At 34.5% G+C, this 25,058-nt stretch carries 31 protein-coding genes; 7 read left to right on the forward strand and 24 right to left on the reverse strand.

Annotated elements, in window-relative coordinates:
* Nucleotides 1–86 precede the first annotated feature (86 nt).
* From I583_RS09680 to I583_RS09730, 12 genes are all read right to left on the reverse strand, one after another.
* Nucleotides 87–473 carry a DUF1149 family protein gene (locus I583_RS09680; protein ID WP_010760667.1) on the reverse strand — a complete coding sequence of 129 codons (387 nt, stop codon included), beginning with the start codon at nucleotides 471–473 and terminating at the stop codon, nucleotides 87–89.
* Between the two features lie 135 nt (nucleotides 474–608).
* Nucleotides 609–1,952 carry a PFL family protein gene (locus I583_RS09685; protein WP_034682922.1) on the reverse strand — a complete coding sequence of 448 codons (1,344 nt, stop codon included), beginning with the start codon at nucleotides 1,950–1,952 and terminating at the stop codon, nucleotides 609–611.
* Nucleotides 1,953–2,097: 145 nt separating this feature from the next.
* On the reverse strand, nucleotides 2,098–2,367 hold the full coding sequence (locus I583_RS09690; protein WP_010760665.1) for an ACT domain-containing protein: 270 nt from the start codon (nucleotides 2,365–2,367) through the stop codon (nucleotides 2,098–2,100).
* 294 nt (nucleotides 2,368–2,661) lie between these two features.
* A complete protein-coding gene (locus I583_RS09695; RefSeq protein ID WP_010760664.1) occupies nucleotides 2,662–3,093 on the reverse strand; it encodes a hypothetical protein in 432 nt (143 codons plus the stop codon).
* 78 nt (nucleotides 3,094–3,171) lie between these two features.
* Nucleotides 3,172–3,663, reverse strand: a complete 492-nt coding sequence (locus I583_RS16970) for a WYL domain-containing protein (protein ID WP_244264867.1) — start codon at nucleotides 3,661–3,663, stop codon at nucleotides 3,172–3,174.
* 16 nt (nucleotides 3,664–3,679) lie between these two features.
* Nucleotides 3,680–4,060: a helix-turn-helix transcriptional regulator gene (locus tag I583_RS16975; RefSeq protein WP_010760662.1), complete on the reverse strand. Its 381-nt coding sequence runs from the start codon at nucleotides 4,058–4,060 to the stop codon at nucleotides 3,680–3,682.
* Nucleotides 4,053–4,454 carry a DUF3224 domain-containing protein gene (locus I583_RS09705; protein ID WP_010760661.1) on the reverse strand — a complete coding sequence of 134 codons (402 nt, stop codon included), beginning with the start codon at nucleotides 4,452–4,454 and terminating at the stop codon, nucleotides 4,053–4,055. The genes I583_RS16975 and I583_RS09705 overlap by 8 nt, the downstream gene beginning before the upstream one ends.
* A 99-nt stretch (nucleotides 4,455–4,553) precedes the next feature.
* Nucleotides 4,554–5,084 (reverse strand): hypothetical protein, encoded by a 531-nt coding sequence (locus I583_RS09710; protein ID WP_010760660.1) that lies wholly within the window; start codon nucleotides 5,082–5,084, stop codon nucleotides 4,554–4,556.
* Between the two features lie 22 nt (nucleotides 5,085–5,106).
* On the reverse strand, nucleotides 5,107–5,385 hold the full coding sequence (locus I583_RS09715) for a hypothetical protein (protein WP_010760659.1): 279 nt from the start codon (nucleotides 5,383–5,385) through the stop codon (nucleotides 5,107–5,109).
* Nucleotides 5,386–6,051, reverse strand: coding sequence for a hypothetical protein (locus tag I583_RS09720; RefSeq protein WP_010760658.1), 666 nt, complete (start codon nucleotides 6,049–6,051; stop codon nucleotides 5,386–5,388). It lies immediately after the preceding gene.
* Nucleotides 6,035–6,739, reverse strand: coding sequence for an ATP-binding cassette domain-containing protein (locus I583_RS09725; RefSeq protein ID WP_010760657.1), 705 nt, complete (start codon nucleotides 6,737–6,739; stop codon nucleotides 6,035–6,037). The genes I583_RS09720 and I583_RS09725 overlap by 17 nt, the downstream gene beginning before the upstream one ends.
* Nucleotides 6,732–7,103, reverse strand: a complete 372-nt coding sequence (locus I583_RS09730) for a GntR family transcriptional regulator (protein WP_010760656.1) — start codon at nucleotides 7,101–7,103, stop codon at nucleotides 6,732–6,734. The genes I583_RS09725 and I583_RS09730 overlap by 8 nt, the downstream gene beginning before the upstream one ends.
* Nucleotides 7,104–7,323: 220 nt before the next feature.
* Here I583_RS09730 and I583_RS09735 point away from each other — a divergent pair, with 220 nt between their 5' ends.
* Complete coding sequence (locus I583_RS09735) at nucleotides 7,324–7,929, forward strand: Crp/Fnr family transcriptional regulator (RefSeq protein ID WP_010760655.1); 606 nt, start codon at nucleotides 7,324–7,326, stop codon at nucleotides 7,927–7,929.
* A 167-nt stretch (nucleotides 7,930–8,096) separates the two neighbouring features.
* Here I583_RS09735 and I583_RS09740 read toward each other — a convergent pair whose 3' ends face one another.
* Genes I583_RS09740 through I583_RS09755 form a run of 4 tightly spaced genes read right to left on the reverse strand, consistent with a single transcriptional unit; the run spans nucleotide 8,097 to nucleotide 10,612 of the window.
* Nucleotides 8,097–8,351: a metal-sensitive transcriptional regulator gene (locus I583_RS09740; protein ID WP_010760654.1), complete on the reverse strand. Its 255-nt coding sequence runs from the start codon at nucleotides 8,349–8,351 to the stop codon at nucleotides 8,097–8,099.
* A complete protein-coding gene (locus I583_RS09745; RefSeq protein WP_010760653.1) occupies nucleotides 8,341–8,646 on the reverse strand; it encodes a rhodanese-like domain-containing protein in 306 nt (101 codons plus the stop codon). Before I583_RS09745 ends, I583_RS09740 begins: the two co-directional genes overlap by 11 nt.
* Complete coding sequence (locus tag I583_RS09750) at nucleotides 8,646–10,298, reverse strand: FAD-dependent oxidoreductase (RefSeq protein ID WP_010760652.1); 1,653 nt, start codon at nucleotides 10,296–10,298, stop codon at nucleotides 8,646–8,648. Before I583_RS09750 ends, I583_RS09745 begins: the two co-directional genes overlap by 1 nt.
* A complete protein-coding gene (locus tag I583_RS09755; RefSeq protein ID WP_010760651.1) occupies nucleotides 10,298–10,612 on the reverse strand; it encodes a rhodanese-like domain-containing protein in 315 nt (104 codons plus the stop codon). The genes I583_RS09750 and I583_RS09755 overlap by 1 nt, the downstream gene beginning before the upstream one ends.
* Nucleotides 10,613–10,849: 237 nt before the next feature.
* On the opposite strand from I583_RS09755, the gene I583_RS09760 reads away from it, so the two are divergent.
* The 4 genes from I583_RS09760 to I583_RS09775 all read left to right on the forward strand — a co-directional run bounded on the left by I583_RS09760 (nucleotide 10,850) and on the right by I583_RS09775 (nucleotide 16,154).
* The gene (locus tag I583_RS09760) at nucleotides 10,850–11,419 is read left to right on the forward strand and encodes a glycoside hydrolase family 73 protein (RefSeq protein ID WP_010760650.1); all 570 of its coding nucleotides are present in this window, start codon (nucleotides 10,850–10,852) and stop codon (nucleotides 11,417–11,419) included.
* 121 nt (nucleotides 11,420–11,540) lie between these two features.
* Complete coding sequence (locus I583_RS09765; RefSeq protein WP_010760649.1) at nucleotides 11,541–12,185, forward strand: response regulator transcription factor; 645 nt, start codon at nucleotides 11,541–11,543, stop codon at nucleotides 12,183–12,185.
* Nucleotides 12,169–13,575 carry a sensor histidine kinase gene (locus I583_RS09770; protein ID WP_010760648.1) on the forward strand — a complete coding sequence of 469 codons (1,407 nt, stop codon included), beginning with the start codon at nucleotides 12,169–12,171 and terminating at the stop codon, nucleotides 13,573–13,575. The genes I583_RS09765 and I583_RS09770 overlap by 17 nt, the downstream gene beginning before the upstream one ends.
* A gap of 242 nt (nucleotides 13,576–13,817) precedes the next feature.
* On the forward strand, nucleotides 13,818–16,154 hold the full coding sequence (locus tag I583_RS09775; RefSeq protein ID WP_010760647.1) for a glycoside hydrolase: 2,337 nt from the start codon (nucleotides 13,818–13,820) through the stop codon (nucleotides 16,152–16,154).
* Between the two features lie 45 nt (nucleotides 16,155–16,199).
* Here I583_RS09775 and I583_RS09780 read toward each other — a convergent pair whose 3' ends face one another.
* On the reverse strand, nucleotides 16,200–17,282 hold the full coding sequence (locus I583_RS09780; RefSeq protein ID WP_010760646.1) for an endonuclease/exonuclease/phosphatase family protein: 1,083 nt from the start codon (nucleotides 17,280–17,282) through the stop codon (nucleotides 16,200–16,202).
* A 422-nt stretch (nucleotides 17,283–17,704) separates the two neighbouring features.
* Entirely contained in the window at nucleotides 17,705–18,250 is a 546-nt protein-coding gene (locus tag I583_RS09785) for a DUF1697 domain-containing protein (RefSeq protein ID WP_010760645.1), read from the reverse strand.
* 114 nt (nucleotides 18,251–18,364) lie between these two features.
* Here I583_RS09785 and I583_RS09790 point away from each other — a divergent pair, with 114 nt between their 5' ends.
* Nucleotides 18,365–18,736 carry an iron chaperone gene (locus tag I583_RS09790; RefSeq protein ID WP_010760644.1) on the forward strand — a complete coding sequence of 124 codons (372 nt, stop codon included), beginning with the start codon at nucleotides 18,365–18,367 and terminating at the stop codon, nucleotides 18,734–18,736.
* Nucleotides 18,737–20,282: 1,546 nt separating this feature from the next.
* On the opposite strand, the gene I583_RS09795 is transcribed toward I583_RS09790, so the two are convergent.
* Nucleotides 20,283–20,861, reverse strand: a complete 579-nt coding sequence (locus I583_RS09795; RefSeq protein ID WP_010760643.1) for a GNAT family N-acetyltransferase — start codon at nucleotides 20,859–20,861, stop codon at nucleotides 20,283–20,285.
* 160 nt (nucleotides 20,862–21,021) lie between these two features.
* Nucleotides 21,022–21,258, reverse strand: a complete 237-nt coding sequence (locus I583_RS09800) for a helix-turn-helix transcriptional regulator (RefSeq protein WP_010760642.1) — start codon at nucleotides 21,256–21,258, stop codon at nucleotides 21,022–21,024.
* 284 nt (nucleotides 21,259–21,542) lie between these two features.
* On the opposite strand from I583_RS09800, the gene I583_RS09805 reads away from it, so the two are divergent.
* Nucleotides 21,543–21,905: a MerR family transcriptional regulator gene (locus I583_RS09805; protein WP_010760641.1), complete on the forward strand. Its 363-nt coding sequence runs from the start codon at nucleotides 21,543–21,545 to the stop codon at nucleotides 21,903–21,905.
* A gap of 71 nt (nucleotides 21,906–21,976) precedes the next feature.
* Here the strand turns inward: I583_RS09805 and I583_RS17070 are convergent, their stop codons facing one another.
* The 4 genes from I583_RS17070 to pnuC all read right to left on the reverse strand — a co-directional run bounded on the left by I583_RS17070 (nucleotide 21,977) and on the right by pnuC (nucleotide 24,933).
* Nucleotides 21,977–22,105: a hypothetical protein gene (locus I583_RS17070; protein WP_010760640.1), complete on the reverse strand. Its 129-nt coding sequence runs from the start codon at nucleotides 22,103–22,105 to the stop codon at nucleotides 21,977–21,979.
* A gap of 2 nt (nucleotides 22,106–22,107) precedes the next feature.
* Nucleotides 22,108–23,478: a 23S rRNA (uracil(1939)-C(5))-methyltransferase RlmD gene (rlmD, locus tag I583_RS09815; protein ID WP_010760639.1), complete on the reverse strand. Its 1,371-nt coding sequence runs from the start codon at nucleotides 23,476–23,478 to the stop codon at nucleotides 22,108–22,110.
* Nucleotides 23,479–23,586: 108 nt separating this feature from the next.
* The gene (locus I583_RS09820; RefSeq protein ID WP_034682934.1) at nucleotides 23,587–24,228 is read right to left on the reverse strand and encodes a deoxynucleoside kinase; all 642 of its coding nucleotides are present in this window, start codon (nucleotides 24,226–24,228) and stop codon (nucleotides 23,587–23,589) included.
* Nucleotides 24,229–24,243: 15 nt separating this feature from the next.
* A complete protein-coding gene (gene pnuC / locus I583_RS09825; RefSeq protein WP_010760637.1) occupies nucleotides 24,244–24,933 on the reverse strand; it encodes a nicotinamide riboside transporter PnuC in 690 nt (229 codons plus the stop codon).
* Nucleotides 24,934–25,058: the final 125 nt, after the last annotated feature.

Genomic DNA, 25,058 nt, shown 5'->3' on the forward strand with positions numbered 1-25,058 from the left:
TTGAGGGGTACTATTTTGTTTCTATAATGATAGAAAAAAGAGTTTGTGATAGTCAAAAACTATCACAAACTCTTTAATTGAACATCCTATTCAGCTGCTGACTGGAAGTTTAATTGGATACCAGGCTTGTCTAATGCAATTTCAGTGACTTCATAAGCCATACGTTGCACGATATCGAACAACGGACTAACCAACTCATCCACTTCCTCTTGTGAAATATCATCTTGCGTTTCAATCTTATGATTGATGATATGATTGATTTGGCTAACTGAACCTGATAATAGATATTCCTCAAAAACTAAACGAAACTCTAAGCGAGCTGCAATAATTGAATTTTCTTTTGGATAGTTTTCATCGGTTGATTCGATTGGTGAAAAACCTACTCTAAGATCCGTTTCTACCTCTTCCATATCCTGTGTACGCATATCGTAATGAAAAGCCTCAACGACTTCTTGTTGACGTTTTATTTCCATGAATTAAAATCTCCTTTTTTTTAAGTTCAAGAACTATTATTTCTATCCAAATTAATCTGAACAAAGCATAGTCTATCTATGTTTTCATTATACCACACATCTTTTTATCACAAAAACTCATATCCTCTTTTTAATCTAATTTTTAAACGAATGAATTGGGGCAGGAATACGGCCACCACGCAAAATAAAATCAGTAGAAGCATAGTTATTGACTTTCATAACTGGGGCTCTGCCTAATAATCCACCAAACTCAACCATATCACCAACTTTTGTCCCTTTTGCTGGTATAAGTCTAACAGCCGTCGTTTTGTGATTGATTACACCAATCGCTGCTTCATCTGCAATCATTGCAGCAATTGTTTCTGCTGATGTCTCACCAGGTATCGCCACCATGTCTAAACCAACGGAACATATTGCCGTCATTGCTTCTAATTTTTCTAGATTCAGCGCACCATTATTAACTGCATCGATCATTCCAGCATCTTCTGAAACGGGAATAAATGCACCTGATAATCCACCAACATGATTACAGGCCATGACACCGCCTTTTTTCACTGCATCGTTCAACAATGCCAAAGCAGCAGTTGTTCCATGAGTCCCTACACTTTCTAAACCCATTTCCTCCAAAATATAAGCTACGCTATCACCCACAGCTGGAGTTGGGGCTAAGGATAGATCGACAATTCCAAAAGGTACATCAAGACGTTCTGATGCTATTTTTCCAACCAATTGTCCCATTCTAGTAATTTTAAATGCCGTTTGTTTTACTACTTCTGCCACGACATCAAAGGGCTCTCCTTTGACTTTTTCTAATGCTCGTTTAACAACACCAGGTCCGCTCACACCTACATTGATCACACAATCCGCTTCGCCAACTCCATGAAACGCCCCTGCCATAAACGGATTGTCTTCTACCGCATTAGCGAATACCACCAATTTAGCACAACCCATATCAGATTTTTCTGCAGTTTCTTTGATTACATAGCCCATATGACGAACTGCATCCATATTGATTCCTGCTTTGGTTGAACCGATATTTACAGAAGAACAGACAAATTCTGTTTCAGCTAACGCTTGTGGAATCGAATTAATCAAAATTTCATCACCATGTTGGTAGCCTTTTTCAACTAGCGCACTGAATCCACCAATGAAATTGACCCCCACTGCTTGAGCTGCTCGGTCTAACGCTTTCGCATATTTCACATAATCTTTGTCTGGGCTTGCCGCCGCAATAATTCCAATCGGTGTTACAGAAATTCGTTTGTTAATGATCGGAATTCCATACTCAGATTCGATCTCTTCACCAACTTTAACTAGATTTTTGGCTAAACGAGTGATTTTATCATAGATTTTTTCACACGCTCGATCACTATCGCTATCAATGCAATCTAACAATGAAATTCCCATTGTAATGGTTCGAATATCTAAATTTTCTTCTTCAATCATACGGATTGTTTCTAGAATCTGATTCGTTTCCAAAATATTTCCTCCTAAATTTAAAAGCGTAGTGGGCCGTTTAGGACTAGCAGATTTCATCTTTTCCCTAGACCTTCAATCCTTCTTAGGAATTGATGTGGTCGAATCCTAGACCATACTCTGTAGCTAAACACCCAAGCACTGATTATTATAGTTTATGCATAACATTGAAGATTTCTTCATTTTGAATACTGATTGTCACATTTAGTTTCTCACCTAAAGTGTTTAATTCAGAACGGATTGCTTCAAAATCGTTCTTTTCTTTAGAAATTTCCAATACCATCATCATTGTAAAATAGCTGTCCATGATTGTTTGGGAAACATCAATAATATTCATGTCCAGTTCAGCTAACTTTTGACTGACTCCTGCAATGATTCCCACTTTGTCTTTACCGATTACAGTTAATACTGCGCGCATATCATTTCCTCCTAAATTTAAAAGTTAAAAGAGCTTTTGTAGCACCAAGTAAAAAATAGGAAAAAATGACTGAGATGCTTCTTTTCTCATTCCATTTTTGTCTTTTTTCTGAGGTGGTAGCTCTTGAAGTTAGATAATATAAAACTTAAATAAGTTTTTCCTATTATATCATAATTTGTTCAGCTATTAACAAAAAATCAGAACAAAAGACTTTAAAAAGTAGTGATTGTTCGCTTTTTATTTTGCACAAAAAAGCTTCTGAGATTTTCATAAATGTTCTCAGAAGCTTTATAATTAAACCGTTTTATTGAATTGTTCTTTACAAGTTGAACAAGTAACCTTGATTTTGCCTTTGCCTTTTGGTGCTCGTAATTGCTGTTTACAGTTTGGGCACTTGAAAAAAGTATAAGTCTTGCGCTCTTTGAGCGTTTCTTTTGAAAAATTAACTTTCTTTTTTAGTTGCTGTACTTTTAAAACATAGCGAGTATTTTCATTGGAGCGAGGATAAATTCTTTTAGAGAAAAAACGATAGTTCATCCATAATAAAAGTGCCACTGCTAACCAAAACGCAATCGATGTTGGTAAAAATAAATTAAGCAATAATAGTATCAGACTAATCTTCATCAAGGTATTATTCAATTGATCCATGCGGGCGTATCTTCCTACCAATAATTTTTGAATTTTTGCATTCCAGCGAAGTAACCGTTCAAGCCAAATTTGTCCCATATGATCCCTCTTTTCTTTGCTATTATCTCAATCAATAGTCGTAGTTTCAAGAGGTATAGTGAAAAAATCTAGAACAAATCAAAAATAAATCTGGTTGATTTTCACAATTTCGTCTTTGACTTTTTCTTTTAATTCAATTGGGCTTACTACTTCAATTGAAGCACCAAATGATAACAAGTAAGAAGTTAGCCAAGCTCCTTCTGGCTGCCAGGTTTTTACTTTAGTATATTCTGTATCTTGCTCTATTTTGATATTAGGTAAATCTTCTTGTACTCGGTAAAATAGGTCATTTTTTATCTTAAATTCAATATATATCTTTGAAAATTCTGGCTGATAATCTTTGATCAAATAAGCTTCATCGATATCGTTAGTAGAAATTACTAGATCGGTCATCCTTCTTAATTTGAATAGTCGAGTGGTTTTTCTAACACAACAATAACCAGCTAAATACCAGACATTTTGCTTGAAAATCAATTTATTTGGCATTGCTTCTCTTATAGTTTTTTGGCCTTTTCCATTAATGTAGGAAAAAATGATACACTTTTTTTGATTTTTGGCTTTGGTGATCAATCCGATCAGATTTGCTTCATCTTCTCGACCCCAAGTTGAAAAATCTATATCGATCCATTGTTCTACTTCTTTTTTTAAATAAGGAGGACAGTTTATTGACTAAAGGGGTTACGCTTTTTAAATTAGTCGCTGCTAAATTTTGCAGAGCTAAAATGATCTGATCTTGCTCTGCATCATCTACAAAAGTAGCGGACAAATGATGCGTGTCCAACAAACGAATTCCGCCATCTCGTCCGCTTTGAGCGTATACTGGAAAACCTAACGCAGACAACGTGTTAATATCTCGATAAATCGTACGTGTCGATACTTCCAGTTGTTCTGCTAGGATCATTGCATTCGCTTTATTATGCATCGTTAAATAATGCATAATATAAAACAATCTAAAAAGATTATTCATTGTCCTTGAAATCCAAAATCAGCTTACTATTGTCACCAACAAAATCATATTGATAAGAGCCAGTCAATCCTTGTAATTCTCCAGTACTTTTAATGATCATGCCTGGGGAATCAAGTGATCCTTTATCGAAAATTCCCTTTTCAGCCGCTGTAAAGGTTCCTGTTTTTCCTTTATATTGGCCTTCAAAGTGAAGGAATCCTGTGATTCTAGCTGTTGCAAGATGACCATCTTCTTTATTGCTTTCTAAATAATAGAGCAAATACTCCACCCATGCTTTACCTTGCAAAGCGCCTTCAAGTTCGTATTCTGCTCGGACTCGATTCACTGGAAAGTCTATTTTTTGTTCATCTACTGCTTGTTCGTCCCATTTTGTTACGCTGAATGTTACACTCATACTTATCCCTCCTTATGAATTACAGGATAGCAAACATACGTTCCTTTTACAAGCGAACAGCGTATTAAAAATTTATTTTGATACACACATACTTATTTCTTAGTTCAATAGGGCTTCTGTAATTTTTCTGCTAAATACCGTCACGTTTTCTGAATTAGACGCTGCCGTCGTAACATCTAAATGACCAGGATCTTTTGACCATGCGCCTGAATCTGCAGTTAAATAAATGCTTAACTTTTCTTCATTTTTATGTTTATTTAGGTAATCAAGAACAGTTTTAGGTGGATCACTTGATTGAACTGTCGATAAGACGATTACTTTATCCCAGTCTTCAATCTCATTTTCCCCAATTTCTTCAACCGATTCTACTTGTATATAAATATTTTCATCCACTAGATTTTTTTTAAGTTCATTGATTACCTCATTTTTAAAAGCACGGTCTTGAGTGTAAATAATGGCTTTATAGGAATCGGACTTTTTCTTTAGCTCTTTATTGATTTCATAACTTGAAGTAACACCTTGAATCCTTGCGATGCGGTAATATCCTAAAAATCCAGCTCCTCCTAGTGCAATTAGAACAATTCCGATCAATCCATATTTGAACATTTTATTTTTCCATAATTTTTTCATTTTTTTACCTACTTTCCTTATTTTATTCGTAACGTAACGCTGTTATTGGGTCTAATTTTACTGCTGGATAAAGTGCGAAAATCACGCCTAATATTCCCGCTATCCCTAATGCTGCTGGTGTATTGAGCAGTGCTAGCTGAATGATTTGATCAAAACCAATACATAATTCAATTACTGGATCTGCTAAAAATTGGATTAAATGGGCAAAAGTGTTGGATAAAAGCATAATATAGATTGCCTCCGTCCTGAATAAACGATTGATATATGCTTTTTTATAGCCAATTGATACATTTTTTCTCACCTATCTATTATCCTTTAACTGATTTTTTTCGAGCCATAGATAAACAAATATGATTGCTGCTGAAAGACAAGCATTTAAAATAAACGTACTTGGATAAACATTTCCATTATTAAGTGGTAATGCGATATTCATGCTTTGAGGAAAGTAATAACGAGTGACGTCATTCAGCAAAACAATCAGTATCCAACCAATTGCCACAACAACTATTTTTGATAAATTTGGCAACCATAATTTAGCAACAATACCTCTGAGCAAAATCAAATAACTGATCGTACCGGCAAGATAAACAGCTAACTCTAACGCTAGTAGCAGTAGTTCTACTAGGTCTAACGAAATCATTGTAAAATTAAACACTAAATTGATTGCACCAATCATGATGACTTGAATATAAGAAAGTAAATATTTGGCAGTGATTTTCTCAAAAGGTGACTGATTAGCTGTGCTTGCTAATGTCAGATGATTCGACTTTATATCTAGTTGATTGATCCGCCAAGTCAAAACGATTGTCGCCCCTACAGAGATTACAATTGGTAGACGCTCCCACTGAGATTCGGGTATCATTATTTGAAAAACATATTTAGCAAAATAGCTGGTTAAAATCAAAAGCAAACTACTTAAAAAGAACTTCTTGCTTTTTTCATGATAAAAATTAAATAAACGTATCATTGGCTTCCTCCTCATAGATTTTTTTTAAAGACAAACATTTTCGTTCCCGTAGGTCTTCCAAATTGATTACTTCGCAATATCTATTTGGATTCATAAATAATACATCTGTAAATAAGGTATCCATCTCTTCAATAAAATTTGTTGAAACTAAAATTAGTTTGTTTTCACCACTGGCTTTCCTCAACATTTTTTTTACTTGTATGCGAGAGGAATAATCTAAATAAGCAAATGGCTCATCTAGCAGAAAAATACTTGTTGCTTTGGCGTATTCACATGCAATCTTCACTTTAACTTTAGTACCCTCTGAAAGTTCCTGCCATTTTTGCTTAGGAGAAATCTGCCAGAGTTCAAGTTGCTCTATCGCCTTTTCTAGCTGAAAACCAGGAAATAATAAAGTATACTCAATCAGTATTTGTCTAATCGTTTGGGTATCTTCAAAATAGTTAATGGTTGATGCATAGGCTATGCTAGATTTAAATAAAGTACTACTTTGTGGCTGATCATTGTATAGGATCAGCCCAGTGCTAATATTTTTTTGTCCAGAAATACAATCTAATAGAGTTGTTTTCCCCGTTCCGTTTTTTCCGAGAATACCGAGAATTTGACCATCACTTAAGTCAAAAGATAACTCATGAAAAATATTTTTTTGATATTCTTTACCGATATTTTTTACCCGTAATTTATTCATTTGCACTCCTCACAATCCGTTCAATGATGTGCTTATTTTCGTTCTGTGTTAAATCAAGCTTCTTTAATTGAACGATGAAAGCTTCTATATGTGCTTCAATCAATCGTAAGCGTAAATCTGTAATTTTATCCGTTTTGTTTGTCACGAACTTACCAATCCCTCTCTGACTGATCAAAATTTTTTCTTGTTCTAAAAGACTGTAGGCCCGTTGAATAGTTGTTGGGTTTACCTCTAAATCTTCTGCCATTTGTCTGACAGATGGCACTTTTTCATTTGGTTGCCATTGGTTACTAGCAATCAAATGTTCGACCTGCTCGATAATTTGTTTATAGATGGGTCTGTTTCCATCATAATTCACCTGCATCCTCCCTTTCCTAGTTGTATGCTGTACTGTTTCAGCCATACACTCAACTGGTAAAACCTATTTTAGAGGAAATAAAAAAAACGATTTATATCACTGATATAAATCGCCTAAAGTTGCTTTATTTATGGAAAGTTAGTTCAAAGAATTAATCAGATTATGCTATACTTTCTATACTTGAAAGGGGGAGGAACCAATCGAATTATATAAAAATAATCTACTTTTGATTGACTATTTAAAGAAAGTTCCTCATAGTAAATGGTCAGAAAAAACGTATCAAAAAGATACTTTGGTCGTTGATGAATATGAAAAAACGAAAAATATCTATTATGTTGTTGAAGGTGTTCTTTGTGTGGAAATCCTTAATGATGGCAAACGCTATATTTCTTCTTTTATTTTTCAAAATGATTTTTTCGGCTTGGATAGTTTTTCTACCTTTAAACAAAAGGAGCATAGTATTCGTGTCATTAGTGAAGATGCTACAATTTTTTGCTTACCAAAGGACAAGTTTCTTCTTTCATTAAACGAAGATCCTCATTATTATGAGTTAATGCTGACTAATTTTGCTGACATCTTCCAACGACATTACGGTTATTTTAATTTTCTTCATTTACCTACTACTAAACGAATGAAACATGCACTGACTTATTTGAGTGATCACATTGGTATCGTAACAGAGAGCGAACAGTTGGAATTACCGACATTTATCACACAAGAAGTATTATCAAAATTCTGCCGTACATCACAATCCAGAGTTTCCGTTTCTTTAAATGAATTGGCAGAAGAAGGCTGGTTAATAAAAAAGAAAGTTCCGATCACTATGAAATAAAAAAGTCAAAAATCAGTATCATGCTGATTTTTGACTTCTTACGAATAGACGGCGGAAACAAAAACAGTCCCTTCTTATTGCTGTAGAACACAATAAGCTAACAGTTGATGTTGCACAGTAACTACTTGGTTCTCTTGGGGAAACGCTTTTGTTCCACGCCTTTTTATTTATCTTGTTTTTACGATCATTTCTAAGGCCTTTATCATTTCTTCTCCAGCTAGATCGATATTTTCATCTTCCATACACTGCTTTAGATTTTCAGTTACTACAAGCCCTATGACTTTATCGATACTTGAACGAACTGCCATCAATTGCGTCACAACTTCTCGGCAATCTTTTCCTTCATCCATCATTTTTAAAATACCGCGAATTTGTCCTTCCGAACGTTTCAAACGATTCGCTAATTTAGGATCACAAGCCATCCACAACTTCTCCTCTCCATGCAGACATACCGCCCATCACATTCGTAACATCATACCCTACTGAAGCAAAATATTCACTCGCCATTTGCGAGCGCCCGCCGGCATGACAAATAATATAGTAGTGTTGAGTTTTGTCTAATGATTCTGCTGTTTCTTGTAGCGTGCTTAGTGGTAGATTTTTTGCACCTTTGATGTGTCCAGAAACATATTCATCTTCCTCACGTACGTCTATGATTGCTAGTTGATTTCTTTTTTCTAATTGTTCAAATTCATCGATCATGATTGATTTATACATTATTTAATAACCTCCTGAGGGTAAATTGTACTGTATAGTTGAAACGCACCATCTAAATTTTTAACGTTAAAGTCATTATTTTTCAAAATTCGTTCTGCTAAATAACTACGTTGCCCACTTTGACAGCTTACAATGATTTCTTTATCGGATGGAAGTTCCGTTAGACGACTTCTTAATTCATCCAATGGAATATTTTCAGCTTGAGGTAATGAACCGTTACTCTTCAGTTCTCCTGGGTTTCGCACATCTAGTAAAAAGGCACCATTTTCAATTGCTTTTTTCAATTCGTAGTATTGAATAGTATCAGAAAAACCTTCAACAATATTAGTCGCAGCATAACCAATCATATTAACAGGGTCTTTTGCTGAACCAAATGGTGGTGCATACGTAAATTCTAATTCGGGCAGATCCATAACGGTCATATCTGCTTTGATTGCAGTTGCTATAATATCAATTCGTTTATCCACACCATCTTGACCAATCGCTTGGGCGCCATAGATTTTTCCCGATACAGGATGAAAAAGTAACTTCATCACGATCGGGTGACTCCCTGGAAAATACCCCGCATGGCTTTTGGATGTTGTGTGAACGGCTTTATATTCTAGATTATTGTTACGTAATTGACGCTCACTTAATCCTGTGCTCGCTGCCGCGAGATCAAACACTCGCACGATTGCAGTGCCTATACTTCCTTGGTTTTTACGAGCAACACCTGCGATCACATCCGCTACTTGGCGTCCTTGGCGATTGGCTGGTGAAGCAAGCAAGATCAAAGCATCTTCTTGTGTAATTTGTTGTTTGACAATGATCGCATCTCCAACTGCATAAATATCTGGATCCGTTGTTTGATATGTTTCATCTACAACAATACCACCACGTATGCCAGTTTTCAAATCAGCAACAACGGCCAGATCACTAGATGGTTTGACACCAATCGATAGCACTGTAAAATCACTTGAAATTGTTTCACCTGAGCTTAATTTGATTTGTTTTCCTGCTTTTTTAAACTCCGTTGCTCCGGATCCTGTATAGACAGTGATTCCTTTTTCTTTTAATTCTTTTTCAACAAAGGCCGCCATTTCCTCATCTAAAGGTGGTAAAATTTGTGGTGCTGCTTCTACGATTGTGACATCAATGCCTAAATGACTCAAATTTTCAGCCATTTCTAACCCAATGAACCCTGCACCAATCACAACGGCTTTTTTAGGGTGCTCATTTTTGACAGTTGCTACGATCTTATCGACGTCTGGCACGTTTCTTAATGTATAAACATTTGTTGCTTCATTCAGCCCTTCGATTGTCGGTAGCACTGGTTGTGCCCCAGGTGAAAGAATCAGTTTATCATAACTGATTGTGTCCTCTTTACCGTTTGCGTTGGTTAATACTGTTTTATTTTTTCGATCGATTTTAACTGCTTCTGTTTCTGGATAAACGTCAATATTGAATCTTTTTTTCAACTGTTCAGGTGTTTGTAAGATCAATTCAGAGCGTTCACTGATTTCTCCTGATACGTAGTAGGGCAAGCCACAATTTGCAAAAGAAACATAGGGGCCCTTTTCTAAAACGATGATTTCAATCTCTTCTGATAATCTTCTTAATCTAGTCGCAGCTGACATTCCGCCTGCTACACCACCAATAATCACTACTCGCATTATAATTTTCCTCCTCTGACTTCTCCACGCCAAGCACTCATGCCACCTTTGACGTTGATTGCATTGATTCCTTTAGCTTTTAATTTTTTTACAGCTTGCCGACTTCTCATTCCAGATTGGCAAATTACATAAACTGGTTCTTTATCTTTGTTTACATAAGAACCAATTTTACTGAGGGGTATATTTTTTGCTCCAGATATGTGACCCGATGCAAATTCTGTCTTTTCTCGAACATCAATCACTTCTGGCTTTGTTGCTAATTTTTGTTGAAGTTCACTTGTACTAACTGAATTTCCTTTAAAAAATGAAAACATTTGCTCCTCCTTTATACCCTATAGGGTATTTACAAAAACAATCATAAATGATTTTTTTTGAGTTGTAAAGCACTTTGTTTATTATTTTTTATGATTAAAAAAATAATTAGTGCCTTATTTATTAATCAATCTGAAGTATTTATTAAGAAAGCCAAACAACTATTAACTTCTTTGGCATATTTTTGTAACATATAAGCTCTATACTAAATGTAACACTTTAAGAAAAGAGGTTATTATATGAATCAAGGAATTCTAAGAAGACAAAATATTTTACCATTACTATTGATTCTACTTCTTTCATTTGCTAGTCTTTTCCTTATTTTTAATAAAGAAGAACAACCAATCCAAGATGAAACCACTGCTTACCAGCAGATTTTTATTGATGAAATAGCAACTGAAGCTAAACTTTTACAGAAACAGACTCATTTATTCGCCAGTATCACTATTGCTCAAGCAATTTTAGAATCTGACTGGGGTCGTAGTGATTTAGCAGTAGAAGCAAAAAATTTATTTGGAATCAAAGGAGCTTTTAACGAACAATCTAGCATTATGCCTACAGATGAATTTGTTGACGGCGAGCGGATCACGATCGATGATTCTTTTAAAAAATATGAAACGATCCAAGAATCAATGGTCGATCATATGGAATTTTTAAAAGGTGGGACCTATGATGCAATTAAAACAAGTAAAAATTATCAAGAGGCAGCTGTTGCTTTGCAAAATGGAGGCTATGCAACCGATCCAGACTATGCCGAAAAATTGATTCAATTGATTGAGGAGTTTAAACTTTATAAGTATGATAAATAATAAAAGCATATCATGAGCGGTTCTTATTTGATGCTGCTATGCTTTACACTGATTGAATTTTTTACTAATTCATCCCTTTCTCATCCTAAAGAAAAATAGATTTTTAAAAGGAGTCGTGAACATGAATATTTTAGTTGCCGATGATAGTCCCGAAATGGTGCAAATCGTTAGTGCTTATTTAAAAAAGGACGGATTTAAAGTCTATACTGCACTTGATGGTGAAGAAGCATTAGATATTTTTTATCAAGAAAAATTAGATTTAGCCGTTATTGATTGGATGATGCCTAAAATAGATGGACTAAAAGTCATTAAAACAATCAAAGCTGAAAGTTCATTAAAGGTCTTGATGCTAACCGCAAAATCAACCGGTGAAGATGAGTTTCTTTCTTTATCTAGTGGAGCAGATGACTATATTACCAAACCTTTTCATCCACAAGTGCTCTTGTTACGTATTAAAAAATTACTTAGTTTGGCTCATTCATTTTATATCAAAGATTTACTAATCGAACCCGCTAATTTGAAAGTTTGGAAAAATGAGCAACCAGTAGATTTAACAAAAAAAGAATTTGATTTATTGATGATGCTCATTAAGAATCGTGGCAGTATTTTAACCAGAGAACAACTATTAGTCGGAGTTTGGGGTATGGATTATGATGGTGTAGCACGTACTGTGGACACACATATTAGAAGGCTTCGTGAAAAAATTGGCGATGAGATTATCACCACCAAACGAGGAGTGGGCTATCTCATTGAACAAGAAAACTAGAAAAATCAGTACAACACTCACATTGACCTTTTCACTGATTATTGTAGGTAGCTTTATCATCATGTTTCTTTTAAATAGTCTGATTGTTCCTTATTACTATTTTTCTAAAATGGATCATAAAGTCACCTCCGTTATGACAGATATTCAGCAAAACACCCGATCTGAACAACAACTAGCTGAATTAGAAGAGAACAATCAAGTCACGATCATCTCACGAAGTTTAGATGGCACCTCTCTTGATGATTTTAATGAAGCCTTGAATGTAGAGTTGAATCGAAAAAAGGTCGCATTAAATCGCTTTTGGATTACACAAGAAACATTGGATCAACTACAAAATACATCTCAATCTGTCCAACGAAATTTTGACCAAGGGAAGCAAAAATCCAGCTTCTTGGTTGAGATGAGGGTGATCGATCATACCTTTTATTTAGTTGGTGTTTCAACAGTCAATTTTTCCGAAACCGCTAATCTAATCAATACATTTAACTTTATTTCTTTGAGTCTGACATTGGTTCTAATCATTATCCTAATTTACATCTCTGTTCGGAAAATAACAGATCCTTTAGTCAACTTAAAAAAAGTAGCGGAAGAAATCACTGGGTTAACATTTGTGACGACTGATGATATTCCAGCGAATGAAATTGGTGAATTAGCGCTTAGCATCAACAAAATGAGTTATGCTTTAGCTACTTATCAAAAAAATTTATTAGCTAAAAATGAACAACTTAAACAATTCACAGCAGACTTGACCCATGAATTAAAAACACCGATTGCTTTGATAAAAGCATATGGCTCTGGTATTGAAGATGATTTAGACGACGGAACGTATCTTGAGGTGATTTTACAACAAACCCAACGATTGAATGATATTGTTGATCAAATGTTGGATTATGCAAAATTGGAGCAACAACAGCCAATCAATAAAGTTCCACTACACTTGTCAGATACCTGGAGACAAACAGTGACTGAGCTTACGCCGACCATGGAAGAAGAGGAAATTCTATTATTAGAGGCCGATAGCGACAGACCTCTTTCATTGATCGAAGCTGATCCAATATTGATCAAACGTGTTTTTGAAAATTTATTGACGAACAGTCTAAAATATACAACTGACAAAGAAATTCAAGTTAGCTGGCGAGAAACAGACGAATTCATTGAATTTACGATTAGTAATCAAACAGCCCTACCTGCTGATTTTGATGTGAACAAGCTTTGGGAAGCCTTCTACGTTCACGAAAAATCACGGAATAAAAACTTGTCAGGAACAGGACTAGGCTTATCGATCGTTCAATCAATCATGCAAGAACATGGATTTACAATCGAAACAAGATTAGTCCATCAAACATTGATTTTTGTTCTACATTTCTATAAACCTGAAAGACAAGCGTAGCATTTTACGCTTGTTTTTTTGATGTCTGAATTTGGCATTTTTCTGTAACATTCACTTAGTAAAATTAGGGTACGCTATTGAGTTGGGCTAGTTTGCTCAGCTTTTGTATTATCTAGCTTTACAGGCTTGCTCCTTGGAAAAAAGATGATCTATGCTTGAGGCAAAGAGCGCCTCAGTCATACTTCCCTATTTTTCTGTCGGAGCAGGACGAGCCTGCTCAGCTTTTAAATTAGGAGGAACTCATGAAAAAATTGTCTATCTATCTTGGCTTAGCCGCAATCACATTCTCTTTATCCGGTTGTCATTTCAACCAAAGTAATGCAACAAACAAAGCAGAAAAGTTAATTGTCAACAATGAAATTGAAAAAAACAAGACTTATGCTAAAACTGATTTCTCTTTTGATGTTGATCCAGCAACTTTCACTGTCTCTATTACTGAAAATGGTGAAAAAGCAGAAGTGTCAAAACCTCAAGAACCAAAGGAAGTCTCTGAGCTAAAGAAACGCAAAGAAGAAATCAGTTGGACTTATCCGAATGAACAAATCAAGGTAAAGGTGAAAAAAGAAAACAATCATCTAGCTGTGGCACTCACAAGTTTATCCGATGAAGATACATCTTTTACTTGGCCTAAATTAGACGCTAAAAACTATGTACTCCCGATTGCTGAAGGAAAAACAATTCCTAATGATCAAAAAGAGTGGCTTGCCTACTTTAAACAAAATGAAGAATTATCAATGAGTGAAGCTTTCTCAATGAGCTTTTTTACAACAAATCAAGAAACTTTTGCTACAACTTTTGTAATGGATAACACTTTTAACAGTGATCTTTTAACAAAAACCGAGCCTCACCTTACTTTGGAAGCTAACCACAATTTTATTGGCTTCGACAAAAATAAAACTATGAATTACCGACTTTATGTTACCGATAACGATCCTGTCGCGATCGCCAAGACCTACCAAATGGATCGAATCGATTTAGGTGAATTCAAGACACTTGACGAAAAGGAAAAAGAAAATCCAGAAATCAAAAAAATGCGTGGTGCAATTCAAGTTTATTACTGGAACAGCCGCATTTTAACAACGGAAGATATTAAGTGGGACAAACTACCTCAAATGATTGATGAACCAATTTTTCAATGGATCGCTGAATTATTGACTCAATACGGTGAAGATGGTTCTGAGGAATACTTAAAGGCTTTAGAAGCGTTTAAAAACAATGAAGGCTATAAATATGAAAAAAACACCTTCTTAACATCGATTAATTATGTTCTGCTTTATCCACAATTTTATACTAAAGATATTTTCAAAAATCCGGATGCAGACGCACAAAAATTGATTGATAAAGGCATCGATAAACTAAGTGAACAAGAACGCTACACTTTGAATAAACACTTATTAGCCGGTGTCCTAGGTGATTTAGTCCCCCCACTTGCGCAATGGGGACAAGCAACGTCATCTGATGTTTTTAAAGAGATGAAAGACTCAGGAGTTGAAAATGCTTGGATTGGTCTACCAAACTGGGCGAATGGCTTGATGAATCCTGAAATGGTCAAAACTGCAGCTGATCAAGGTTATCTGATTGGTCCTTATGATTCTTATCAGTCGATTCAAGAAAATGCTAGCATCGATTGGAATACCGCTTCTTTCCCTAACAAAAATCTATATGACAATGCAACTGTCACGAAGAAAAACGGTGAAAAAGTTGCTGGTTTCTTGGGTAAAGGACGCAAGCTTAATCCAACACTGATTTTCCCTGATGTAGAAGAACGATTTACTGGTATCATGCAAAATAAAATTCCATTCAATTCTTGGTTCTTAGATACGGATGCTGCTGGTGAAATTTATAATGACTATAGTCCAGATCACTTAACTACACAAAGTGAAGATGTTGCCGGACGTTTAAAACGGATGGATTATTTTAATCAAAACGGTCTAGTTATCGGTTCTGAAGGTGGGAATGATTTTGCTTCAAAAAATATGGTTTTTGCTCACGGAATCGAAACACCTGTCATTATGTGGTCTGATCCTGATATGCGTGAAAATAAAGAAAGTGACTATTATGTGGGAAGTTACGCTGCTTTAGATGGCGGTATTCCAACAAAATATAAAAAAGTCGTACCAATCAAGGAAGAATACAAAGCAATTTATACTGATCCTGTTTATTCTCTGCCACTGTACAAGCTTGTTTATAACCGTTCAGTGATTACTTCTCATCAATGGGAATGGGATAGTTATAAAATCAAAGATCAAGTCGGCGAACGTCGTATGAAAGAGTATTTGTACAATACTCCGCCAATGATGCATATCGATAAAGCAGCTTGGGAGGAGCATAAACAAGATATTTCTGATAATGCTAAAATTTGGACTCCTTTCCAAAAAGCAGCTTTACAACATGAAATGACTGATTTTAAAGTGTTAACAGATAATCGTTTAGTTCAAAAAACTGAATTTGGTGATTCTTTATCTGTGATTGCAAATTTCTCTGATACTGATTATGAAGCAGATGGTGTTAAAGTTGCCAGTCATACTGCTTTGATCATAAACGATGGGAAAGAAACTGTTGTAAAAACAGAGGATTAACCATGAAAAAGAAACGAAGCCGAAATAAATGGCTTCGTTTCTTTTCTATTTTTTCAACTTAAACATCATCACAACAGGATTATGATCTGAATTTTTAAACTCAGCATCAATCACTTTTCCACTAACGTTCTCAACATTTTCTGAAATGATAAATCCATCAATCAACGCTACAAACGACTCTCCTTTTTTATAAGGTTTATCCAAATTGCGAACTGATGGCACTGGTATTTTTCTTTCACTTAAAGCCGCAACTTTTAAATTCTCTGGTAATTCTTTTTTAGGAAAAGGCTGCAGCCATGTGTATTCTTCTGTGGTATCATTTTTAAAAGTCTCAGTCGAAGAATCTAGCAGATCATGGTTAAAATCACCACCACAAACAACATAATTTCCTTTTTTATATTCATTTTCCATATGATCAAATAATTTATGGACTTGTTCTTTTTGGATTTTTTGGTCTTTGATGTAGGCAGATAAATGAACATTATACAGCATTAGATATTTGCCATTCTCAACAGGGATTTTTGATACAGTAAACGCACGGTCTAAATCAAAAAATTTATTAAAATTCGTTTCGATTGGTAAGCTATAGCGGGTACTTGCTTCAATGATATTATTGCTTAAGGTTAAAATACCTGATTTTGATTTTCCGATTGGATCTAGAATCGGATACATCAGAAACGCTGAATCGTAATTCGATGCGAATACGCTAGAATAGTCCCTGAATTGCTGATTGAGTTGCGCTACTTCATCCACATTACGACTACGGGTCGCTTTTTCATCAACCTCTTGAAATAAGGCAAAATCAGGACTGATTTTTTTAGTCGTATCGATCACGCCAGAAATATTTTCGATCACACTGTCTTTACTTACAGCTTTTGATTGTTTGCCACCATCCATAAAGAATGTATAATCTGGTGTGTAAGAGCCATAGCCAATATTGAAGGTTGTGATTTTATATTCCTTATCAGTCGATGCTTGTTTTACTTTAGCTTTTTGATTGATTTCAATAGGCAAGTTGTCCGCGGTTCTAGAGTAACTAAAATAAACGTAGCCAACATAAGCTAGAATGATTGCGATAAAAATGGCGAGAATGCCTATATAGATCTTGATACTTTTTTTTAAGTTCATTATTTTCTCAACTTTCTACTGTGTACTTTCCATTCTACAGTAAGAACAAACTAATTCATTTGAAGGCATTGGTGCTCCACAAAAATGACAGATTTTATTTCCTACTTTATTCGTTTTCTTTGGTGTTCGAATAACGGCTTCTTTTTCAACAACTTTTGTTACTGCAGCAAGGTTTCATATTATACAACAAACCAGCTCTTTTGATCATAAATAGACTATTTTTTATAACTGCCATATTTTTATTTTCCCCCAACACAATTCCATTTTTTTAACGTAATATCCATTATAAGCATAAAATTGATTAGATTCAATATGGTATAAAAATAGCTTGAAAATCATTTTAGCTACATCTGATTTTCAAACTATTTGAGGATTTATATTGAACTAAGTTCTTCTCTTTCGGTATCCAGTATCCTTATTTATTAATTTTTTTGTACTAGCTCGGCAAGCTTATTTACTGTATTCGCATTTCTAATCGTAATTCGACTATACATCTTGGTGCCAACGATTTTTGACCAACGGCTTTTAGAAAATGTTTTTATTGGTGCTGACCAGAAAATAACTCGTTCATGATATGCTACTTTTTCATAGCCTGCTTTCGCTTCACCGACAGATGCAATCACTTCTTCTGTTGTCGTTGGCGGAATCACAAAAATGACATTGTGTTTCGATTTTTTATCCGCATTCCACCATTTTGGTATCTCTTCTAACGCTGTCAGTAAAGCCTTAGCAGAGATGATCGTCACTATGATAGTGAGTTTAAACTCTTTTTCAATCAATTTTTCACACTCGTCAGTTAGTTGTAAAATATCTGTTACTTCACTAGAGAAAATAACATTTCCACTATTCAAATACGTAACCACATTTTTAAATCCATGTTGCTCAAAGCGCTCTTTCAAAGTTGCCATGACCACTCGATTTTTTCCACCAACATTCACACCACGTAACAAGGCTATATAGGTTTCCATTAGTATATCCCTCCTACCTAATAAATCATTCTTGTTAAAGTAAATATTTTCTTCAAGATCACTCTTATATTATAATAAAGAAAACAATAACTAGAAAGAAAAGAGGACACAGCGATGAAAGATATCAATGAATTTTTTTCAACTATCAGCGAACCCGAACATCGTAAACGCGCAGAAGAGTTGTTTGATTGGACGATGAAATCATATCCCCAATTCAACGTTGTCATAAAATGGAACCAACCTATGTTTACTGACCATGGAACATTCATTATTGCATACAGCTCGTCTAAAAAACATCTTTCAATTGCGCCAGAAACTGTCGCGATTTCAGCATTCAAAGAGGCTATTGAAAAATCTGGTTATCAACATACTGATAATATCATTAAAATCACTTGGGATCAGCCGATCGACTTTTCATTATTGAAAAAAATCATTGATTATAACATTCAAGAAAAAATTGATTATACAAAATTTTGGAGAGAATAGATTATATATTGGACACCTTATTCAAAAAAGTTTCATCGATAAGAAATTATTGAAGTAGTAAAACTGATTTAAATCTATTATTATTTAGACATAGAGAGTTACTTAATTATCTTCCCCAAAGATAAAATAAGAATCAAGAGCGTGGGACAAAACTAAAAAACAGTTTTGTTTCGCGCTCTAAATCCGAATAAACGGCGAGAAAAAAGCAGATCCTTCGGAAATAAGCTGAACGCTTTTGTCTCGGCCTATTTTTATCGGTATTTTATTAGACTTCTTAATCTTACAATGATAAATGGATTTCAGATTGCGCGTTAGCCTATATTCTTCTTTTTTCCTTACCGAACAAAAGGTTAAGAATTTCTATAGCAAAAAAAGGCTGATACTTATAACACCAGACCTACTTTTTACTCATTGCGTTTAAATTTTACTATTTTAAAAAACTTATTGACGAAACTCCTACCTTTAAGTTAAGATAATATTACAAAATTAAATAAAAAAAGGCGCTCTGCAGGAGGACCGCAAATCATCCCGCAGAGCCCTGTATTATCAGCACAAACTAATAATACAAGTTGCCTCCGTCAATAGTTCATTGACTATTCTCATTGTACTAAAAGTAAGAAAAGATTGCTAGTCATTTTTACGATTTCAATGAATTAGTTCATGCATATTTAGCGAACGCTTCATGGTATTAGTTGCTGACTAATATCATTTTTTTTGGTTTTGAATTTATTTTCAGATAATTAGAGCGAAAAACAAAATAAACAGGCACTCTGTAAGAAGACCGCAAATCCTCTTACAGAGCCCTGTATCGTCAGCACAAACTGACAATACAAGTTGCCCAGGTCAATGCGCATTGACTCATTCATTTTACCTAAAATTTGTAAGAAATACTAGCTTTTTTTTACAAGTTTTATTATTTGGAGAGTTAATGATGTCTTATTGAGCTTTTGCACGGTATTGGTTGGTGATCAATACCGTATTTTTTTCGCTCTTTTTATAAATAGTAAACACCAAGTTCTCCTTTTTTCTTAACCCTTTTCTATATTCATCTCTTGGTGTTTACGAGCTGATGTTACTGAAATTATTTGCCACCGTGCTTTTCTATTTAGTTTAAAAAAGTTGCCGAGTCAATGCGTACAACAACAAATGATAAAAAAATAAACATGCAAACAAATAATTTCCTAGATCTACAAAACTAAGTAGCTAAAAGTAATAAATAATTCCCAGTGCACCAGTGATAGTTAGATTCTGTCTGGCGGAAGACAGACTCTAGCTTTAAAATAAAAAATAGTGGTTTTGCAGAGCCAACTATTTCAAACAGTTGTTTAACTATGATGCTATTCCTTTTTAGTAAACTACCAACCAACCATTTTACCAATATAGATTAAACAACTGTTTGTTTTTTATGTGAAGATTTCCAGAAAAGACTATTAAGGAAAAACTTCTATTTATCACTAAGAACACATGCATAAAAAAGTACTTACTCTTTCTTCTATTCTACAAATTTTGCTTAACGATTTACTTTTTTTCAAAAGAAGTTTTCCCTCTATAAATCCTCGATAAAGTGCTCTGGATACTTATCCCAATACTCCATATAAACTCTGTCTTGATTCTCATCAAAATTTAGTTGATACATTCTAAAGGTCACTTTAATATCTTTAGGTTGCCATTGTTCCTTATACGAATAGTTGTAACTCATCCCATTTTTTTGCATGACTTTGCCACTTCCAATATTATCTATATCATGCGTAGCTGTAATAAAAGCCCAGCCTTGTATTTTTAAAAAATCGATAACTGCCTCACTTGCTTCTGTCACTATACCTTTGCCCCAATGCTCTTTTTGAAGGCCATAGCCGAAATCATGACTCTCACTGCCACTTGCTGCGATATACCCGATTAGATGGTTGTTCTCTTTAAGACAGATTACAAAATAATAACCATCATTTTCTTTGTAGTACGGTTTGATATGTTCTTTATAGAATTTTTTTGTATCATTTATGTCTTTCATGGGATACCAAGGAAGATATTTATTAACCTCTTTATCAGATAATAGTGTGTTCAACGCATTTAGATCTGTTTCTGTTGATTCGATTTCTCGAATAATCAATCTTTTCGTTTCTATCATTAAGATTCTCCTGAGTCTAAAACTTTTTTGTTCAACTATCTGGAAATAAAAAACAGAGTATCTCGCATAATAAAAGCTAATGCTTCAATTATGTTATCCTTGATCCGATTCAACTTTATTCTTTTGATACCATTTTACGAGAACACACTATTATAATCAATTATTTTTTATGGTTATTATCGTCTAGCTTATCAAAAGTAACAAGTTGCTCAATCGTAGTCCCCAGCACTTCTGAAATAGCATACATTAATAACAAAGAAGGATTGTGCTTATTTTTTTCTAAATTAATAATCGTCTGTCTTACAACGCCTACTTTATTTGCGAGCTCATCTTGAGACATTTTAAGATCTGTTCGATAAGTGTGTATATGAACATCGAGGATTTTACTTCTTACCATTCCAAACTCCTTTCTGATTGATTTTGATAATTCTTAAAACAAATTAATTTGTCTTAGAACTATTCTAAAACTTTTTTATTTAATAAACTCATATTTCCAACCATTAACCAAAAAATACTTAACTTAATGTTACCACATAAGATAAAAGTAGGAAATACTATAGAGGTGCTAAATAACCTTTTTCGTTAAAAAAACAAAATTGCAGAACATACCCTATTTCATTTGACCTAGAGTTAACTCTAAGTGTTAAAATGAAAAAAGTAATAACACGGGAGGAAACCAAAATGGGCTACAAAATAAATGAATTCTCAAAAATGACTGGCCTTACGCCATATACTCTACGTTTTTATGAAAAAGAAGGATTGCTTACGGTGAAAAGAGATCAAAATAATATTCGGATTTATGATGATCGCAATAAAGAGTGGATCGATTTTTTTATGCATTTAAAAAAAACAGGGATGACGATTGACGATTTAAAACAATATCTTATTTGGTGGTATGAAGGTGATGAAACAAATCAGGATCGATTAGATTTATTGAAAAAGCAAAAAGAGAACGCTCTAAACGAAATGAAACAAATTCAAGAGGGAATTGACATGCTTGATTATAAAATCGATGTTTATACAAAAAGAGTTCTAGGAAACTAAAAAAGCAAATCAAAACTAACAGATAGTTTTGATTTGCTTTTTAAATTTGTTTTCAGGCGCTATTCCTCAAACTACTTATTATAAATTTTCGGACCTTTACGCATGTTTCTGCGGTCATTTTTAGGCTTCTCCATTTTTTCAGATCTGCCTCCACCTTGTTTCTTCTTGATTAACTCTAACATTTTTTTCTTTGTATCCATATTTACACCGTCCTTGTTAGCAAAGTAACTGACTCGATATGAGTCGTTTGCGGGAAGTTATCCACCGGCTGTACTTCTTTTACTTCAAAGCCGCCCTCAACGAGTAAGGCAAGGTCTCGTGCCAATGTTGCTGGATTACAGCTAACATAAACAATACGGTCCGGTTTTGTCTCGATCAACGTTTCCACTAAACTTGCTTCTAAGCCTTTACGTGGTGGATCAACGATCACAACATCTGGTTTTATGTCATTTTCGATCATTCTTGGTAATGCTTCTTCAGCTAATCCTGCTGTAAATGTTGCATTCGTGATATCGTTTAATTTTGCATTGCTCTCAGCATTTTTCGCTGCTTCTTCGATGACTTCCACACCATAAACGTGTTTTGCATCTTTCGCCAATGTTAAACCAATCGTACCGATTCCACAATACGCATCTACAACAATCTCTTTACCAGTCAATGCTGCGTATTCTTTAACTTTATTGTACATCACTTCCGTTTGTTGCGGATTTACTTGGTAGAATGAACGAGAAGAAATTTCAAATTTCAAATCAAAAATCGTATCGATCATTTTATCTTCACCATGTAATAGAATCGTTTCATCTCCGAAAATCACATTAGTTCTCTTTGGATTCACATTTTGCACGATGCTAACAACTTCCGGTAAAGCTTCTAAAATATCCGGAATGATTTTACTTGAGGGGAATAGTTTTGGTGTTCTAGTAATTAGAACAACCATCATTTCACCTGTGTGGTAACCACGACGAACGACAATATGACGTAAGTTACCTGTATTATCTGATTCGTTGTAAGGTTTGATGCTATAACGTCTCATGATGTCACGGATTTTGATAACTGCATCATCGATTTTAGGATCTTGAATATAGAAATGTTCTAATGGAATTAGGTCATGACTATTTTTTCTAAAGAAACCCGTTTGTAGTTTGTCTTCAATTTTTCTTACTGGAATTTGAGCTTTATTGCGGTAACCCCAAGGATTGTTCATGCCTATTGCATCCAGCACTGGAACATCTGGTAATTTTGCTACACGCTGCATCACATTTTTCACTTGGTCTGTTTTAAAAGTCAATTGAGCGCCGTATGCTAAATGCTGTAATGGACTGATCCCAACTTTAGTAAAGTTAGCGTCTTTAACTGGTACACGGTCTTCGCTTGATTTTAAGATGGTCAAGACTTTTCCATAACCAAAACTTTTGCCGACTTTCAGTACTTTGATTTCGATTTTTTCACCAGGTAAGGCATTTTCTATAAAAAGCGGGTAACCATCAACTTTGGCAACACCCATTCCTTCATGTGTCAGATCAATAATATCAACTTCGATTGTTTCATTTTTGTTCACGGGAAAATTATTCATAAGTCGCTCCTTCTTTAATGCGCTTCTCTCATTCTAATGAAAAAATGTTAGAAAAGCAATAGAGAGTTTGTTTCTACAGCTAAAAGAAGTAAAAATCAATTTTTCTATTTAATTGATTTCAGCTAGTTTATTTTCAATCAGCTGAATCACTTGTTTTTTTGCTTCTTCACTTTCGATAAAATCATACTTATCTCCATCAATTTGGATTTTAGGGCTCTCATTGTATTCCTCAAACCATTTTTCATAGCGTTTATTCAATTCTTTATAGTAATCATACAAAGCTGGATCTTGTTCTACTTGCTCATAAGTTCGTCCCCGTCTTTGAATACGTTCCAACATCTTAGGAAATGATATTTTAATATGCACTAATAAATCTGGGCGCTTTTTATTCGCTGCAAAAGGCAATTCTTGCAGCATATTTTCTAATAAAGAATCATACACTTTTACTTCAGTCTCATTCGCTCTTCCTAAGTCAGCGTTTAAATGAAATAATAAAGAATCTTCATAGATCGAACGATCCAATACATTGTTTTCATGAGAAAGTGCTTGTTTAATACTATCAAATCGCTTGTTTAAGAAATAAATTTGTAGTAAAAATGCATATTTTTTAGGATCTGCATAAAATAAGGGTAATACTTCATTATCCTCAACTGATTCATAAAAAGCTTCTGATTTTAAATGTTCTGAAATAATTTCTGTTAAACTTGATTTCCCTGCACCAATTGTACCTGCTAAAACGATCACTGCCATCGAACTCCCTACCTATTAATAATTATTTTTTTTAATTTTTAGCCAATGGATCATGCCATAAATAGAATTGATTGTATACATGCAGTACATGACAAACAATGCATAGTCTCCCCCAGCATGGATCCCCGCTCTAAACCATAATACTATAGAAAACAAATTACCTAACAACCAAAAAACGAATTGTGACTGATATCTTTTGATCATCAATAGCATCGCTGTTGCCGACACACTAAATGTGACTGCATCCAGCAATTGCTGTGCATCATTGACGAAACCTAAAATAGAATAAGCAACAATGCCGATTCCCAGCCAAACGAATCCTGCATAGAGCCATTGAATGCCTTTTAAAGTTTTTACATCTGTCACATTACCTGATCCATCTTCGCTGACTTTTAACCATGTATACAAACCTGTAATATCCATTACAATGTAAAAACTTTGAAGTAGAACTTCTGCGTATACTCGAGTTTTAAATCCAAAATAGCCGATGATCAGCGCACTTATAAAACCAAATATATAATTGCTAGCTTTTCCTTGGGCAATTAAGTTAACACAAATAATCCCGGACAAACCACCCACTAGTGTAATCCAGCTGGATGGATTAAAAACAAAAGCGATTAATTGTACCAAAATCATTGCAAATAAAAAAAGATAGTTCTTTCTTTTCCATCCTTTAAAGTCATTAATAATAAAATTTGACCTCATATCAAACAACCCTCTCACTTGCCCTATTTATCATTTTCTGCAAAGATGACGACCTATTAAATTTACCCCTGTTTTCGTCCTAAGTCAATGAGAATCCTTCTCAATTATTGATTATGAGATATTTT

This window comes from Enterococcus haemoperoxidus ATCC BAA-382 (assembly GCF_000407165.1).
Lineage (GTDB): Bacteria > Bacillota > Bacilli > Lactobacillales > Enterococcaceae > Enterococcus_L > Enterococcus_L haemoperoxidus.

Coding starts and splice junctions, on each gene's coding strand:
- I583_RS09680 (WP_010760667.1), bottom strand. CDS start 473: ATGGAAATAAAACGTCAACAAGAAGTCGTTGAGGCTTTTCATTACGAT.
- I583_RS09690 (WP_010760665.1), bottom strand. CDS start 2,367: ATGCGCGCAGTATTAACTGTAATCGGTAAAGACAAAGTGGGAATCATT.
- I583_RS09695 (WP_010760664.1), bottom strand. CDS start 3,093: ATGGGACAAATTTGGCTTGAACGGTTACTTCGCTGGAATGCAAAAATT.
- I583_RS16975 (WP_010760662.1), bottom strand. CDS start 4,060: ATGAATAATCTTTTTAGATTGTTTTATATTATGCATTATTTAACGATG.
- I583_RS09705 (WP_010760661.1), bottom strand. CDS start 4,454: ATGAGTGTAACATTCAGCGTAACAAAATGGGACGAACAAGCAGTAGAT.
- I583_RS09710 (WP_010760660.1), bottom strand. CDS start 5,084: ATGAAAAAATTATGGAAAAATAAAATGTTCAAATATGGATTGATCGGA.
- I583_RS09720 (WP_010760658.1), bottom strand. CDS start 6,051: ATGATACGTTTATTTAATTTTTATCATGAAAAAAGCAAGAAGTTCTTT.
- I583_RS09725 (WP_010760657.1), bottom strand. CDS start 6,739: ATGAATAAATTACGGGTAAAAAATATCGGTAAAGAATATCAAAAAAAT.
- I583_RS09730 (WP_010760656.1), bottom strand. CDS start 7,103: ATGCAGGTGAATTATGATGGAAACAGACCCATCTATAAACAAATTATC.
- I583_RS09740 (WP_010760654.1), bottom strand. CDS start 8,351: ATGGCTTGTGATCCTAAATTAGCGAATCGTTTGAAACGTTCGGAAGGA.
- I583_RS09745 (WP_010760653.1), bottom strand. CDS start 8,646: ATGTATAAATCAATCATGATCGATGAATTTGAACAATTAGAAAAAAGA.
- I583_RS09750 (WP_010760652.1), bottom strand. CDS start 10,298: ATGCGAGTAGTGATTATTGGTGGTGTAGCAGGCGGAATGTCAGCTGCG.
- I583_RS09755 (WP_010760651.1), bottom strand. CDS start 10,612: ATGTTTTCATTTTTTAAAGGAAATTCAGTTAGTACAAGTGAACTTCAA.
- I583_RS09760 (WP_010760650.1), top strand. CDS start 10,850: ATGAATCAAGGAATTCTAAGAAGACAAAATATTTTACCATTACTATTG.
- I583_RS09765 (WP_010760649.1), top strand. CDS start 11,541: ATGAATATTTTAGTTGCCGATGATAGTCCCGAAATGGTGCAAATCGTT.
- I583_RS09775 (WP_010760647.1), top strand. CDS start 13,818: ATGAAAAAATTGTCTATCTATCTTGGCTTAGCCGCAATCACATTCTCT.
- I583_RS09780 (WP_010760646.1), bottom strand. CDS start 17,282: ATGAACTTAAAAAAAAGTATCAAGATCTATATAGGCATTCTCGCCATT.
- I583_RS09785 (WP_010760645.1), bottom strand. CDS start 18,250: ATGGAAACCTATATAGCCTTGTTACGTGGTGTGAATGTTGGTGGAAAA.
- I583_RS09790 (WP_010760644.1), top strand. CDS start 18,365: ATGAAAGATATCAATGAATTTTTTTCAACTATCAGCGAACCCGAACAT.
- I583_RS09795 (WP_010760643.1), bottom strand. CDS start 20,861: ATGATAGAAACGAAAAGATTGATTATTCGAGAAATCGAATCAACAGAA.
- I583_RS09800 (WP_010760642.1), bottom strand. CDS start 21,258: ATGGTAAGAAGTAAAATCCTCGATGTTCATATACACACTTATCGAACA.
- I583_RS09805 (WP_010760641.1), top strand. CDS start 21,543: ATGGGCTACAAAATAAATGAATTCTCAAAAATGACTGGCCTTACGCCA.
- I583_RS17070 (WP_010760640.1), bottom strand. CDS start 22,105: ATGGATACAAAGAAAAAAATGTTAGAGTTAATCAAGAAGAAACAAGGT.
- rlmD (WP_010760639.1), bottom strand. CDS start 23,478: ATGAATAATTTTCCCGTGAACAAAAATGAAACAATCGAAGTTGATATT.
- I583_RS09820 (WP_034682934.1), bottom strand. CDS start 24,228: ATGGCAGTGATCGTTTTAGCAGGTACAATTGGTGCAGGGAAATCAAGT.
- pnuC (WP_010760637.1), bottom strand. CDS start 24,933: ATGAGGTCAAATTTTATTATTAATGACTTTAAAGGATGGAAAAGAAAG.